We start from the raw sequence: 12,730 nt of genomic DNA, 5'->3' as shown, positions 1-12,730 counted from the left end.
TTTTTAGCCTTTGCGTGCTTTGTTAAAGGCCTCTTTGAAGAAGTTTCGCCCTTCTGACTGCGATAAGACTGAACCAGCGAGTGATTTTTGCACTCCAGAAGCACCCATGTTTCGCCCTTCTGACTGCGATAAGGCTGAACCAGTGAGTGATTTTTGCACTCCAGAAGCACCCGTGTTTCGCTCTTCTGACTGCGATAAGGCTGAACCAGCGAGTGATTTTTGCACTCGAGCAGCACCTGGGCTCACCAGTCCGTTAGTTACCTTGTGATGAACCGCTTTTCTACCTTTAGCATGGCGGTTCTCTTGCGACTTAAGTGCGCCAGAAGTTTCTACTTTTGTCGTAGTAATCTTCTGACGAGCTACATCCGCAACGGCTTTTTCTCCGATGCTGCGAATCTCTTCGGCAGTAAGCGCAGGCATGCGATATATGGTCATAATTTATACCTCCGTATATGCAATGAGTGTATACCGACAAACAATTGTTTGCATCAAATTAGACAACTTAATTTACACCTATGCAAACGGCAAAGATCAAAGCCTTTGCGCAGTAGGCGATTGATTGTGTTATAAATATTCAATTTTGGTTAACCCGGTTAGCTCTAAGCCGCCTCAGGAATAGCTTAGGACAGCTATGAGCGAAAAACGGAAGTAGAATTCTTGAAGAAATAGGCTTCGATAGGGTTTATCTGAAGCCTGCAAAGAATATTGGAATGTTTTGTCATCCTGTCACTGATATTTGGAAATATTCAGGAAATAGCTATATATATAGGTAACTACTACATTGTACTGAGGGAATAAAACCCTCAGTTTTTGAGTAATTCGCTAAGAGATAACTGTTTTTTGCTTTGTTGCTCCTGAATGAATGTATGCACCATTTTCATCACGACTGAAAATGCACTTTGTTCTTCAATATTTATTTTTAATTTAAATGTTTTGGTTATCGGGTTAAGAAGATTATTTGCATCAACCCGAACTTCAATCGCACCAGTCATCTCCTTAGGCTTGTTGGCTGTATATATTAACAATGGGAATTCTTCTTCTTCGATTTGATGACGCCACTCTTCGCATTCCAGTGATACGGCTTTAACAGGCAGGTCACTCATATTTTTGTAATAAAAATCGTTTTTATCTCTCGCAGCTGGAATATGAGGCAATAAGGAATTATAGTGTCTAGAAATTATATCTGACATTGGAACATCCCGCGCGAAAGCCATTTTTTCTGCTACGCTCCATATACTACGCCATTTCCCTTTCGGTGCAGTAGGTGCTGAAGGTAAATCGATCTCTTTGCTTTCAGAAAAAATTTCCCTTATCTTCCAACTATTGCCACATAGAACAAATTCCCCCTTTGCTGTAAACGTTACTACTGCCCGTTCAGCGATAGCATAACCTGTGTTTCGCAGCAAAAATGACAATGGGTTTTTAATTACCTTCGGATTGAGATGCTCATGACAGATTTTCAGCATTTCCTCACATTGCTTTTGCCATTCCGGATAACGTATATCCTTATAAAGTGCAATTTCATCTGCTGAGACTGGAACATACTCTTGTCCATTAATTGTCTTAAGGCTTTTTTCTAAGGATGTAAAAGATTGTGAGTTGGTTTGTTCCTTACTAAAATCTGTCACTAATGGAAATGCATCAGTTAGTCGAAAAAGTAATTTGCTAAGCTCATCTTCAGACAAGGCTGTATAATAGGGAAATAAAACCTCTAATTGCTCATCGTCAGCAACTTTAATGTTGAATTCAGGCATGGACTGAGTCAATTGCTTCAGCCTAGTCTCCAGCAATTTAATTTGTTTATCCTTTTCATCTGTCTCAGCGGCAAGCATCCAGGAAGAAGGTACTTTGTAGCAGGTGATATTATGTTTTATCGCAGAAAAACGCGGACCGCTATCATTGGTAATAATTGCCACTTCATGATCTTTATCGGCAGCACAATATCCTGCCGCAATGCCTACAAAGCGATCGTCGGCCTCCTGATAATCCAGTTGTTCAGATAACTGATCAGATGGTTTCAGACTTAAATCCATAGTAAGAAAAACGCGCGGCGAACGTTCACGGATAACAAGAGTCATGTTAGGTGAATCCACTACTTCAGAAAATAGGCTAGCAGCGTTCTTCGCTTTTTTTGATAGACGTGAATTCCCTTGCCCTTTCTGACGGTCAATCTCTTGCTGAATAGGCCTTGTAATGATGACACAGACTTCATCACAATTAGTGATTTCAGAAAAATTCACCTGTGATAAGGGTATGCATTGCAAAAAAATGTTTGTGTCGGGAAATAAATACAGCTTTTTGCTCATTAAAACCTCAACTTGTTCGATTTTGTCTGAAGAGAAAATGATAATGGTTATCAAATAACTATTAAAAGATAATTATTGTACTCTCAGGTGTCAGGTTAAAAAATATCACATGTTCCTGACCTGTTCTCCTTGTAAATCGACATAACAATCTTTTATCCAGGTCCGCTTCTGGCACAGAGCTGCCTGTCGGATTGGGTTTGACTCTGTGCCGTGTCGAGTCTGAACTAATAAACTGAGGGTCCCCCTCAAGCTTTTACTCTTTCTCAAACCCAAACGTTATGCGGTGCCGTTTTAAGTATTCTTTATTCTCACCAAACAGCCCATCAATTTTTGAGTCCAAGGGAATTTTTAAATCACGAAGCAGACTTGCAAATTCTTTCTTGTGCAATAAGTACCCATTATCATCAAAACTGATCATACCCCGATCAAACAATCTGTCCAGGTTAGGAATGAGGGGGAATCCGTTGTAAGGGTCAACTTTCTCTTTGTCATTTGAGATAGACCACGAAACAATATGGGACGCGGTTAGCATTGACTCAAGCGCAATGCCTGTTACCGCGCATTTTCCGCCCCACTTCTTAAATAATTTATCGCGGTAGGGACCGTGACCAACGCGAGCCTGAATGACTGTTGATTTAGTACTTCCTCTCGCCTCTTTCACCGTGGCAGTCTGTTTATTGAAGTCTATTGAAATATTATCGTTAATAAAACTTGCTATCATTTTTGCTGCAGTTTCGGGTATTTCGCACATGTAGGTCTGCGTGCAAAACCCGTTCTCAGCAAAAACTGTTGGCCGACTTAACTCATTAAACACAGCCATAAACGTATCTCTGAACTGCAAAATATCGATTGGATGCTCTAAAACGGTCAAATCTACATCTACCTTGGTTCCTTCACGCTCCCACTTATCAAAAGATCGATTAGGTGGCCGCGGTGCATCATCAGCATCGGCTGTAGCAGTCGCTACATAGACAATCTCTCGATCCTTATTACAAAAGATAACGTCACCTACTTTTACATCCTTCACTGTTTCCCAAGAGGCATTATTAAACTTTTTCCCATGCTTATTCATGCCATATTGCGGAGCCCAGAGGAAATTATGTTCTTTAACCTCATTAAAACTGCTACCAATATTCACCCAAAAAAAGCTCATTAACACTCCTTGTAGAATTTTATCTCATGCCCAAAAATGCAGTTGCAGGTAGTTTATCGTCCATTTCATAGCAAAGTTTAGACGCAGCTCAACCTTTAGGTCTATACGCTGAAAGGCGCCAAAATGGCCGCGTTTTGATAACTTATTTTGATAATGTTTTGATAACCGTTGCAATTTGAATAATAAAAAACGGGAACCATCAGGCTCCCGTTATCATTCAACGCTAAAACATCATTACATGTGTTTAACGATAGCGTCGCCAAACTCTGAGCATTTCAGCAGTTTAGCGCCTTCCATCAGGCGTTCGAAGTCATAGGTCACGGTCTTGGCGGCAATTGCGCCTTCCATGCCCTTAACAATCAGGTCAGCCGCTTCGAACCAGCCCATGTGACGCAGCATCATTTCTGCAGACAGGATGATGGAACCTGGGTTCACTTTATCCTGGCCAGCATACTTAGGTGCAGTACCGTGGGTCGCTTCGAACAGTGCACAATCAGAACCGATGTTGGCACCTGGTGCAATACCGATACCACCAACCTGTGCAGCCAGGGCGTCGGAGATGTAGTCACCGTTCAGGTTCATACAGGCGATCACGTCGTATTCAGCCGGACGCAGCAGGATTTGCTGCAGGAAGGCATCGGCGATCACGTCTTTAACAACGATTTCTTTACCGGTGTTCGGGTTCTTGATTTTCAGCCATGGGCCGCCGTCGATCAATTCACCGCCGAACTCTTCGCGTGCCAGTTCGTAGCCCCAATCCTTGAAGGCACCTTCGGTGAACTTCATGATGTTGCCTTTGTGAACCAGAGTCACAGAGTCACGGTCGTTGGTGATAGCGTACTCGATCGCTGCACGAACCAGACGTTTGGTCCCTTCTTCAGAGCATGGTTTCACACCGATACCGCATTGCTCTGGGAAGCGGATTTTCTTCACGCCCATTTCGTCGCGCAGGAATTTGATCACTTTGTCTGCTTCGGCAGAACCGGCTTTCCATTCGATACCTGCATAGATGTCTTCGGCGTTTTCGCGGAAGATCACCATGTCGGTCAGCTCTGGCTGTTTAACCGGGCTTGGGGTGCCCTGGTAGTAACGCACTGGACGCAGACACACGTACAGATCCAGTTGCTGGCGCAGAGCCACGTTCAGGGAGCGAATACCGCCACCGACTGGGGTAGTCAGCGGGCCTTTGATGGCAACGCGGTAGTCACGGATCAGATCCAGGGTTTCTTCCGGCAGCCAAACGTCTTTCCCGTAAACGTGAGTGGATTTTTCGCCGGTGTAGATTTCCATCCAGGAGATTTTACGTTCGCCGTGGTAGGCTTTTTTCACAGCTGCATCAACCACGTGAATCATAGCAGGGGTAACGTCAACGCCAATACCGTCGCCTTCGATAAACGGAATGATCGGGTTATTCGGAACAACCAGTTTACCCTGGGCATCGACCGTAATCTTTTTACCTTCTGCCGGAACAACTACTTTGCTTTCCATCAACCTCTCCTTCAAGCGCAATTTTTGTTAATGCTTTGTAAGATGCGTGTAGATACTACTGGAATTTTCTGTCCGCGCCAATCCGAAACGGATTCGGTTATAATGCGCCTATCATCCGTAATCTCAACTGTTATGAAAAAATTCTCTGTTAAAAATCACAAAGTTAAACGATTCAGCAAGCCTGAGCCCGCCAAACCTGCTGTAGCACAGGGGCCGCGTCGCGTCGTGTTATTCAATAAGCCATTCGACGTGCTACCGCAATTCACCGATGAAGCAGGCCGCACGACACTGAAAGAATTCATTCCTTTTCCTGATGTTTACGCCGCCGGACGTCTGGATCGCGACAGCGAAGGATTATTGGTATTAACCAATGACGGCAAACTGCAGGCACAGCTAACTCAGCCGGGTAAACGCACCGGCAAAGTGTATTACGTGCAAGTGGAAGGGGCGCCGCAGGAAAGCGATCTGGCCCCCTTGCGTAGCAGTGTCACGCTCAAAGACGGCCCCACGCTGCCTGCCGGTGTGGAGCTGGTTGCCGAACCACAATGGTTGTGGCCACGCACCCCACCCATCCGCGAACGCAAATCGATCCCCACCACCTGGCTAAAAATCACCCTGTATGAAGGCAGAAACCGCCAAGTACGTCGCATGACTGCACATATCGGCTTTCCTACTCTGCGACTGATTCGCTACAGTATGGGCAATATTTCATTGGGTGAACTGCAACCCGGTGAATGGAAAACCCTCGATTCACTGTAATTGGCCTATGGAGCAGCAACGATGAAAACATTAACCGCGCTACTGTTCACCACTCTGCTTTCCGTCTCTGCCGCACAGGCTGCCAGTTTCGACTGCGCCAAAGCCGTCAACGCCGATGAAAAAGCAATCTGCGCCAGCCGTACGCTGAGCGACAAAGATGTGGAAATGGCCACCAAATACCAGTTTCTGCATGGTCTGTTCGCCATGGGGGTTCGCGGGGATATGCTAGACCAGCAACAAAGCTGGTTGGAGCAACGTAAATTGTGCGGTAGTGACGTCAATTGCCTGTCAGCCAGCTACAAAACCCGCATCGCCGAGTTGGATGATATCTATCAGCACATTAACAAACCGCTGTAAGAGGCCGCTATGTTTAAACCGCACGTTACCGTTGCCTGCGTGGTTCACGCCGCGGGTAAGTTTTTGATCGTCGAAGAGACCATCAACAACAAGGCATTATGGAACCAACCGGCCGGTCATCTCGAAGCTGACGAAACCTTGGTACAGGCCGCCGAACGCGAACTGTGGGAGGAAACCGGCATCCGCGCCACGCCGCAGTCATTCCTCAAGCTGCATCAGTGGATCGCACCGGACAACACGCCGTTTCTGCGCTTTTGCTTTGTTATCGAGCTGGAGCAACAACTGCCGACAGAGCCTCACGACAGCGATATCGATCGCTGTCTGTGGCTGACTGCCGACGAAATATTGCAGGCCCCCAACCTGCGTTCTGCGCTGGTCGCGGAAAGTGTTCGTTGTTATCAACAGCCGGAACGTTATCCACTGTCGCTGGTCAGCAGCTATAACTGGCCGTTCTGAGATGAATAAGTGCCGTGCGCCGGCGCGGCCAACGTGGTAAAATCCTGCGCTTGTTTTTTATCAGCACGGTTCGTGTTCAAGTTCGTGAGATCCCCATGTCAGACAACAGCCAGAAAAAAGTAATCGTCGGTATGTCCGGCGGCGTCGACTCTTCCGTTACTGCCTATCTGTTACAGCAACAGGGCTATCAGGTCGCTGGGCTGTTTATGAAGAATTGGGAAGAAGACGATGACGAAGAATATTGCTCCGCAGCGACCGACTTGGCCGATGCGCAAGCAGTATGCGACAAACTCGGTATCGAACTGCATACGGTAAATTTCGCAGCAGAGTACTGGGACAACGTTTTTGAACTGTTCCTGGAAGAGTACAAAGCTGGCCGCACGCCGAACCCAGACATTCTGTGCAATAAAGAAATCAAATTCAAAGCGTTCCTGGAATTCGCCGCAGAAGATTTGGGCGCTGATTTTATCGCTACCGGTCACTACGTACGTCGCCAGGACGTGGATGGTAAAAGCCGCTTACTGCGCGGTGTCGACGGCAACAAAGACCAGAGCTATTTCCTCTACACCCTCAGCCACGAGCAGGTTGCGCAAAGCCTGTTCCCGGTTGGTGAACTGGAAAAGCCAGAGGTGCGCCGCATTGCCGAACAGCTTGAACTGGTCACCGCCAAGAAAAAAGACTCCACCGGTATCTGTTTTATCGGCGAACGCAAATTCCGTGATTTCCTCGGTCGTTACCTGCCTGCACAACCTGGCCCAATCGTCAGTGTCGACGGCCAGACAGTCGGTGAACATCAGGGCTTGATGTACCATACCCTTGGCCAGCGCAAAGGGCTGGGCATCGGCGGCATGAAGGACAGCAGTGAAGATCCGTGGTACGTCGTCGACAAAGACGTTGCCAACAACATTTTGGTGGTCGCCCAAGGGCATGAGCATCCGCGCCTGATGTCCGTCGGCCTGATCGCACAGCAGTTACATTGGGTCGATCGTCTGCCACTGACTGGCCCCTTCCGCTGCACGGTGAAAACGCGTTATCGCCAGCAGGATATTCCATGCACCGTCACCCCGCTTGACGAAGAACGTATTGAAGTGCGTTTCGACGAGCCGGTCGCCGCCGTCACCCCAGGCCAGTCTGCCGTGTTCTATCAGGATGAAATCTGCCTCGGCGGCGGCATTATCGAACAGCGTTTACAGGAGTAATCGTGGCGAAGAATTATTATGACATTACGCTGGCAATGGCCGGAATCAGCCAGGCCGCGCGTATGGTCCAGCAGTTGGCACACGAAGGCCAATGCGATCGCGAGGCTTTTCATACCTCGCTGAGCAGCCTGCTGCAGATGGATCCCTCCTCAACGCTGGCGGTGTTCGGCGGTGAAGAGCGTAATCTGAAAGTAGGTCTTGAGACACTGATGAGTGTGCTCAATGCCAATAATAAAGGGTTGGGCGCCGAACTGACCCGCTACACCATCAGCCTGATGGTGCTTGAGCGCAAACTCAACGCCAATAAACAGGCCATGAATCAGCTTGGGGAACGTCTTGGTCAACTTGAACGTCAGCTGGCGCATTTTGATCTGGAATCCGACACAATTATCAGCGCACTGGCCGGCATTTATGTCGACGTGGTCAGTCCGCTCGGGCCGCGCATCCAGGTGACAGGTTCACCGGCTATCCTGCAAAACCCGCAGGTGCAGGCCAAGGTTCGTGCCACACTGCTGGCGGGCATCCGCGCCGCCGTGCTGTGGCAACAGGTTGGCGGCAGCCGCCTGCAGTTAATGTTTTCCCGTAATCGTCTGTTCAAACAGGCGCAAAATATCGTTGCTCATTGTTAATAGATCCCAGGAGTTGCTACCGATGGAATTATCCTCACTGACCGCCGTCTCACCCGTTGATGGACGCTACGGTGATAAAGTCAGCGCACTGCGCGCCATTTTCAGCGAATACGGTCTGCTGAAATTCCGCGTGCAGGTTGAAGTACGTTGGCTGCAAAAACTGGCCGCCTGCGCAGAAATCAAGGAAGTTCCGGCTTTTGACGCCGACGCAAACGCTTTCCTCGACAAAATCGTTGCAGAGTTCAGCGAAGAAGACGCGCAGCGTATCAAGACTATCGAACGCACCACCAACCACGACGTGAAAGCGGTTGAGTATTTCCTGAAAGAAAAAGTGGAAGCAATCCCTGCCCTGCAGGCGGTGTCCGAGTTTATCCACTTTGCTTGTACTTCAGAAGACATCAACAACCTGTCGCACGCACTGATGCTGCAAACTGCGCGTCAGGATGTTGTACTGCCGTACTGGCGTAAAATCATTGATTCGATCAAGGGCCTGGCGCTGGAATACCGCGATATTCCGTTGCTGTCCCGTACCCATGGCCAGCCGGCAACCCCGTCTACTGTCGGGAAAGAATTCGCCAACGTCGCCTACCGTATGGAACGTCAGTTCCGTCAGTTTGAGCGCGTGGAAATCATGGGTAAAATCAACGGTGCTGTCGGCAACTATAACGCCCACATCGTCGCTTACCCAGAAGTGGACTGGCATGTCTTCAGTGAAGAGTTTGTTACGTCACTGGGCATCACCTGGAACCCGTACACCACGCAGATTGAACCGCACGACTACATTGCAGAACTGTTTGACTGTGTGGCCCGCTTCAATACCATCCTGATCGACTTCGATCGTGATATCTGGGGTTACATCGCCCTGAATCACTTCAAGCAGAAGACCATCGCCGGTGAAATCGGTTCTTCTACCATGCCGCACAAGGTTAACCCGATTGACTTCGAAAACTCCGAAGGCAACCTGGGCCTGTCAAACGCAGTACTGGGCCATCTGGCCAGTAAACTGCCGGTTTCCCGCTGGCAGCGCGACCTGACCGACTCCACTGTGCTGCGTAATCTGGGTGTTGGCCTGGGTTATGCATTGATCGCCTATCAGGCGACCATGAAAGGCATCAGCAAGCTGGAAGTGAATCAGGCACACCTGCTGGACGAGCTGGATCACAACTGGGAAGTGCTGGCCGAGCCTATCCAAACAGTGATGCGCCGTTACGGCATCGAAAAGCCGTATGAGAAGCTGAAAGAACTGACTCGCGGCAAACGTGTGGATGCCGCTGGCATGCAAGCGTTTATCGATGGGCTGGCACTGCCAGAAGAAGAGAAAACACGCCTGAAAGCTATGACTCCCGCTAACTACATTGGTCGCGCCGCGACCATGGTTGATGAGCTGAAGTAACAGTTTGGTTTCGCGCTAAAAAAGGCGGCCGTTTGGCCGCCTTTTTTATGCCATAAAATCCTGCAATCGTTTTTTCTGCTGCCCGTGCGCATTAAAGTTATCGGGATTTAACCATTGTTCAAACCCGGCTTTGATTGCCGGCCAGCGGTCAACCGTGATGGCGAACCAATCGGTATTCCGGCTGCGACCTTTGGTGATCACCGCGTACTTGAACGTGCCTTCATGGTTGAAACCAAACCTCGCAGCTGCCTGTTTGGAGGGTGCGTTATGGCTGTCGCACTTCCATTCACAGCGGCGATAACCCAAGTCTTCAAACAGGTGTCGCAACATCAGATAAATCGCTTCGGTGGCGCTCGAGCGCTGCTTCATCGCGGGTGACCAACTGACATGACCAATCTCCGCCACGCCGTTACCTTCGTCGATACGCATATAGGCAACCGTTCCAACAGGAAGCTGACTTGAACAGTCAAACACCGTCAGATTAACCAGTGTAGGATTCGCCTGTAACGCTGTCAGATGTTGCAGCATGGCCTCTGGGCTCTCAGGCCGCTCTATCGACAAATACGTCCAATCTCGGCCATCCGGCGCCTGCTGGAAGGCATGGAATAACGCGGCATGATCCCGCTGTGGCTCAAGCCGTTTCAACTGGCAAAAGCGCCCTTCCATCATTTCCCCTGTAGGCCGTTTCGCCGCTTGCCAATCGGTTAATGGCTCACCCACCGGCTGACCGAATTGATTGATCACCATAAAGCCTCCGCGATTTGCCGTTAACGTTCGTAAGCAATGAACGACGTTCTTTTGCCTATTTTATCGTACAGCGAACGAGCCGGAGCATTATATTCCTGCGTCATCCAATAAACCCGGTCGCTTCCTTTTTCATTTGCCAACAGATAAGCTTGCTCAAATAATTTTTCGGACACTTTCTTACCACGCGCTGCCGGAGAAACATAAAGGTCTTCAATATAACAATAACCGACAGAGCTCCAGGTGGATGGATGAAAAATCAGATTCATTAACCCCAATAATGTGCCGTCTTTATCTTCTGCCACCAGGCCATAAACCTGATGCCCTTCGCATAACCGTTCAAAGGTATGATCGGTGACCTGTGCTGAAACTTCCGCACGGTAAAAATGAAGGTACCCTTGCCAAAGATCCAACCACTGTGATTTGTCATCGCTTTGTATTTTTCGCACTACAACTTCATTGTTAACTGGAAGCATAGATCCTCGCTGATTTCCTGAGAAAAAATAACGTAATACCAGCAGGATACACCCACCAATGCGGGCTGAATACAGACCAATTAACAACAGCAAGCAGACCAATTTAGCGGCACTATCATTCTGAAGCGGGTGCTGAAAGTTCGCTAAAAATAGATGATAACCTTTTGATAAATTTTACAATCTCATCCGGGGTGTAGGCAGCAAAGCCGAAGACCAATGCACCTTTAGTAGGAGAGTTGGTATAGAAGTCAATCAGCCCGTAGATTTTCATTCCTTGGGCCTCGGCGGCATGAATCAACCGCCGCTCAGTGGCTGCGTCTACCAACGGGCACACCAGCTGTAGGCCGCCCTGCGGCAATCTCGGTTGAGTCCAGGTGCCAAGGTACTGATGCACCGCGGCATGCAGGATCTCAAGCCGGGCCTGATATATCTTGCGCATGTTTCTTAAATGCTCGGCATAAAAATCACCACTTAAGCATTTGAATAACGTCATTTGTGGTAACGCAGACGTATAACCATCCTGAAATTGCTTCGCCGCCACCATAGGTTTAATTAACGCCTGCGGAACGATAAGAAACCCAATACGTAAGCCAGGAAATAACGTTTTGCTGAACGTACCGATATATAAAGTGCGTTGATATTGATCTAACCCTTGCAATGAGGCGGTCGTCAGGCCGTTATAATTAAATTCTGAGTCGTAATCATCTTCAATAATCCAGGCTTTTTCATGTTGCGCCCACGCCAAAAGCTTCAGCCTTCTTTCAATGCTGAGTGAATGGCCTAAGGGATAATGATGAGAGGCCGTGATATAAACACCTCGCCCTCCCTCCTCCGTCTGAATCAGCGCATCAATATCCATACCGGATTGATCCACAGCGATCGGATGGGTGATTAGTCCCGCAGACTGAGCCAATTTTTTGGCCCCTTGGTAGCCTGGCTCTTCAACAAAAACTCTGTCACCGGGATTAAAGAGTACCTGAGTACACAATGATAACGCCTGCTGAGAGCTGGTCACCACAATGACCTGATCTGCGCTGGCTTTAACACCCCTTTCACGCCGCAGATACTCAATGATTTCCGCTCTTAGCTCCACCAGTCCTTGGGGATCGGCATAGCCAAGCAGAGGCTCGGCTCCCTGACGCACAGCCAGCCTTTCCAGTTGAAGCCAGCTTTCGATGGGAAACAAGCGCAAATCGGGCAATGAGGGGGTCAGTGCACCACTACGCCGAGTGTGTGGAGCATGTGCGGCAACCAGTAAGGAGCGGCCATGAACGCTAAGCTCTCGTTCTGACAAAAGGGTACTTTCCGCATTCTCAGACGCCAGCAACTCGCGACCGATCAACGTATTTTGCTGGTAACTGACAAAGCTGCCACGACCTACGGCGCGAGCAATGTAGCCTTCGGCTTCCAGTTGGGCGTAGGTTAATTCAACGGTATCACGCGAAATAGTCAGCCGCGCAGCCAACACCCTGCTGGGTGGCAGTTTCGCCAAATAACCCAGCGTCCCGGCGATCACGAGCTGCTTAATCGTCAGATGCAGCGCGGCTCTACGCGTCATTCCTTGCCGTAAATGCCGGTAAAAAGTCACGTGTATCGCATCCTGAGATGCGTGCTGCTTATTATCGCTACTGAGCTTCATAGTGCTCCGGGTCAAAAGTAGGCCAATGTTGCCCACACGAATAGGTACTGTAATACAGGGAATTATGTCACAACCGAACAGCGCGATACCCGTCCTGGCGTAACGTTATCAAAAGGCCTTGGCTTTCCTGC

The 12,730-nt window shown here is 48.9% G+C and carries 13 protein-coding genes; 6 read left to right on the top strand and 7 right to left on the bottom strand.

The features are described 5' to 3' along the window. Positions 1–3: 3 nt before the first annotated feature. The 4 genes from SGBXF1_RS23835 to icd form a co-directional block, all read right to left on the bottom strand. Complete coding sequence (locus SGBXF1_RS23835) at positions 4–435, bottom strand: hypothetical protein (protein WP_238321024.1); 432 nt, start codon at positions 433–435, stop codon at positions 4–6. A gap of 368 nt (positions 436–803) precedes the next feature. Continuing rightward, positions 804–2,306: a PIN domain-containing protein gene (locus SGBXF1_RS10195; protein ID WP_186428309.1), complete on the bottom strand. Its 1,503-nt coding sequence runs from the start codon at positions 2,304–2,306 to the stop codon at positions 804–806. Positions 2,307–2,559: 253 nt separating this feature from the next. After that, complete coding sequence (locus tag SGBXF1_RS10190; protein ID WP_186428308.1) at positions 2,560–3,459, bottom strand: HNH endonuclease; 900 nt, start codon at positions 3,457–3,459, stop codon at positions 2,560–2,562. A gap of 234 nt (positions 3,460–3,693) precedes the next feature. Next, positions 3,694–4,947 (bottom strand): NADP-dependent isocitrate dehydrogenase, encoded by a 1,254-nt coding sequence (gene icd / locus SGBXF1_RS10185; protein ID WP_012006449.1) that lies wholly within the window; start codon positions 4,945–4,947, stop codon positions 3,694–3,696. A gap of 132 nt (positions 4,948–5,079) precedes the next feature. Here icd and rluE point away from each other — a divergent pair, with 132 nt between their 5' ends. The 6 genes from rluE (at position 5,080) to purB (ending at position 9,740) form a co-directional block, all read left to right on the top strand. Beyond that, positions 5,080–5,706, top strand: a complete 627-nt coding sequence (gene rluE / locus SGBXF1_RS10180; protein WP_186428307.1) for a 23S rRNA pseudouridine(2457) synthase RluE — start codon at positions 5,080–5,082, stop codon at positions 5,704–5,706. A gap of 21 nt (positions 5,707–5,727) precedes the next feature. After that, positions 5,728–6,063 (top strand): lysozyme inhibitor LprI family protein, encoded by a 336-nt coding sequence (locus SGBXF1_RS10175; RefSeq protein ID WP_037420527.1) that lies wholly within the window; start codon positions 5,728–5,730, stop codon positions 6,061–6,063. Positions 6,064–6,072: 9 nt separating this feature from the next. Next, positions 6,073–6,519 (top strand): NUDIX hydrolase, encoded by a 447-nt coding sequence (locus tag SGBXF1_RS10170; protein WP_037420524.1) that lies wholly within the window; start codon positions 6,073–6,075, stop codon positions 6,517–6,519. A gap of 95 nt (positions 6,520–6,614) precedes the next feature. Continuing rightward, entirely contained in the window at positions 6,615–7,718 is a 1,104-nt protein-coding gene (mnmA, locus tag SGBXF1_RS10165) for a tRNA 2-thiouridine(34) synthase MnmA (RefSeq protein ID WP_037420569.1), read from the top strand. Between the two features lie 2 nt (positions 7,719–7,720). Then, positions 7,721–8,347, top strand: coding sequence for a high frequency lysogenization protein HflD (gene hflD, locus SGBXF1_RS10160; protein ID WP_061807619.1), 627 nt, complete (start codon positions 7,721–7,723; stop codon positions 8,345–8,347). 22 nt (positions 8,348–8,369) lie between these two features. Beyond that, complete coding sequence (purB, locus tag SGBXF1_RS10155; RefSeq protein ID WP_061807620.1) at positions 8,370–9,740, top strand: adenylosuccinate lyase; 1,371 nt, start codon at positions 8,370–8,372, stop codon at positions 9,738–9,740. 45 nt (positions 9,741–9,785) lie between these two features. Here the strand turns inward: purB and SGBXF1_RS10150 are convergent, their stop codons facing one another. From SGBXF1_RS10150 to pdxR, 3 genes are all read right to left on the bottom strand, one after another. After that, positions 9,786–10,487 (bottom strand): GNAT family N-acetyltransferase, encoded by a 702-nt coding sequence (locus SGBXF1_RS10150; RefSeq protein ID WP_130380330.1) that lies wholly within the window; start codon positions 10,485–10,487, stop codon positions 9,786–9,788. A 20-nt stretch (positions 10,488–10,507) separates the two neighbouring features. Beyond that, positions 10,508–10,960, bottom strand: coding sequence for a GNAT family N-acetyltransferase (locus tag SGBXF1_RS10145; protein WP_037420566.1), 453 nt, complete (start codon positions 10,958–10,960; stop codon positions 10,508–10,510). A gap of 115 nt (positions 10,961–11,075) precedes the next feature. Beyond that, positions 11,076–12,599, bottom strand: coding sequence for a MocR-like pyridoxine biosynthesis transcription factor PdxR (gene pdxR / locus SGBXF1_RS10140; protein WP_186428487.1), 1,524 nt, complete (start codon positions 12,597–12,599; stop codon positions 11,076–11,078). Between the last annotated feature and the right edge of the window lie 131 nt (positions 12,600–12,730).

It is taken from the genome of Serratia grimesii, from assembly GCF_900186025.1.
Lineage (GTDB): Bacteria > Pseudomonadota > Gammaproteobacteria > Enterobacterales > Enterobacteriaceae > Serratia > Serratia grimesii.
This window is presented reverse-complemented; position numbering and strand designations above follow the sequence as displayed.

Bases quoted from the DNA above. Each gene is read 5' to 3' on its own strand.
- SGBXF1_RS23835 (WP_238321024.1), bottom strand. From the start codon at position 435: ATGACCATATATCGCATGCCTGCGCTTACTGCCGAAGAGATTCGCAGC.
- SGBXF1_RS10195 (WP_186428309.1), bottom strand. From the start codon at position 2,306: ATGAGCAAAAAGCTGTATTTATTTCCCGACACAAACATTTTTTTGCAA.
- SGBXF1_RS10190 (WP_186428308.1), bottom strand. From the start codon at position 3,459: ATGAGCTTTTTTTGGGTGAATATTGGTAGCAGTTTTAATGAGGTTAAA.
- icd (WP_012006449.1), bottom strand. From the start codon at position 4,947: ATGGAAAGCAAAGTAGTTGTTCCGGCAGAAGGTAAAAAGATTACGGTC.
- rluE (WP_186428307.1), top strand. From the start codon at position 5,080: ATGAAAAAATTCTCTGTTAAAAATCACAAAGTTAAACGATTCAGCAAG.
- SGBXF1_RS10175 (WP_037420527.1), top strand. From the start codon at position 5,728: ATGAAAACATTAACCGCGCTACTGTTCACCACTCTGCTTTCCGTCTCT.
- SGBXF1_RS10170 (WP_037420524.1), top strand. From the start codon at position 6,073: ATGTTTAAACCGCACGTTACCGTTGCCTGCGTGGTTCACGCCGCGGGT.
- mnmA (WP_037420569.1), top strand. From the start codon at position 6,615: ATGTCAGACAACAGCCAGAAAAAAGTAATCGTCGGTATGTCCGGCGGC.
- purB (WP_061807620.1), top strand. From the start codon at position 8,370: ATGGAATTATCCTCACTGACCGCCGTCTCACCCGTTGATGGACGCTAC.
- SGBXF1_RS10150 (WP_130380330.1), bottom strand. From the start codon at position 10,487: ATGGTGATCAATCAATTCGGTCAGCCGGTGGGTGAGCCATTAACCGAT.
- SGBXF1_RS10145 (WP_037420566.1), bottom strand. From the start codon at position 10,960: ATGCTTCCAGTTAACAATGAAGTTGTAGTGCGAAAAATACAAAGCGAT.
- pdxR (WP_186428487.1), bottom strand. From the start codon at position 12,599: ATGAAGCTCAGTAGCGATAATAAGCAGCACGCATCTCAGGATGCGATA.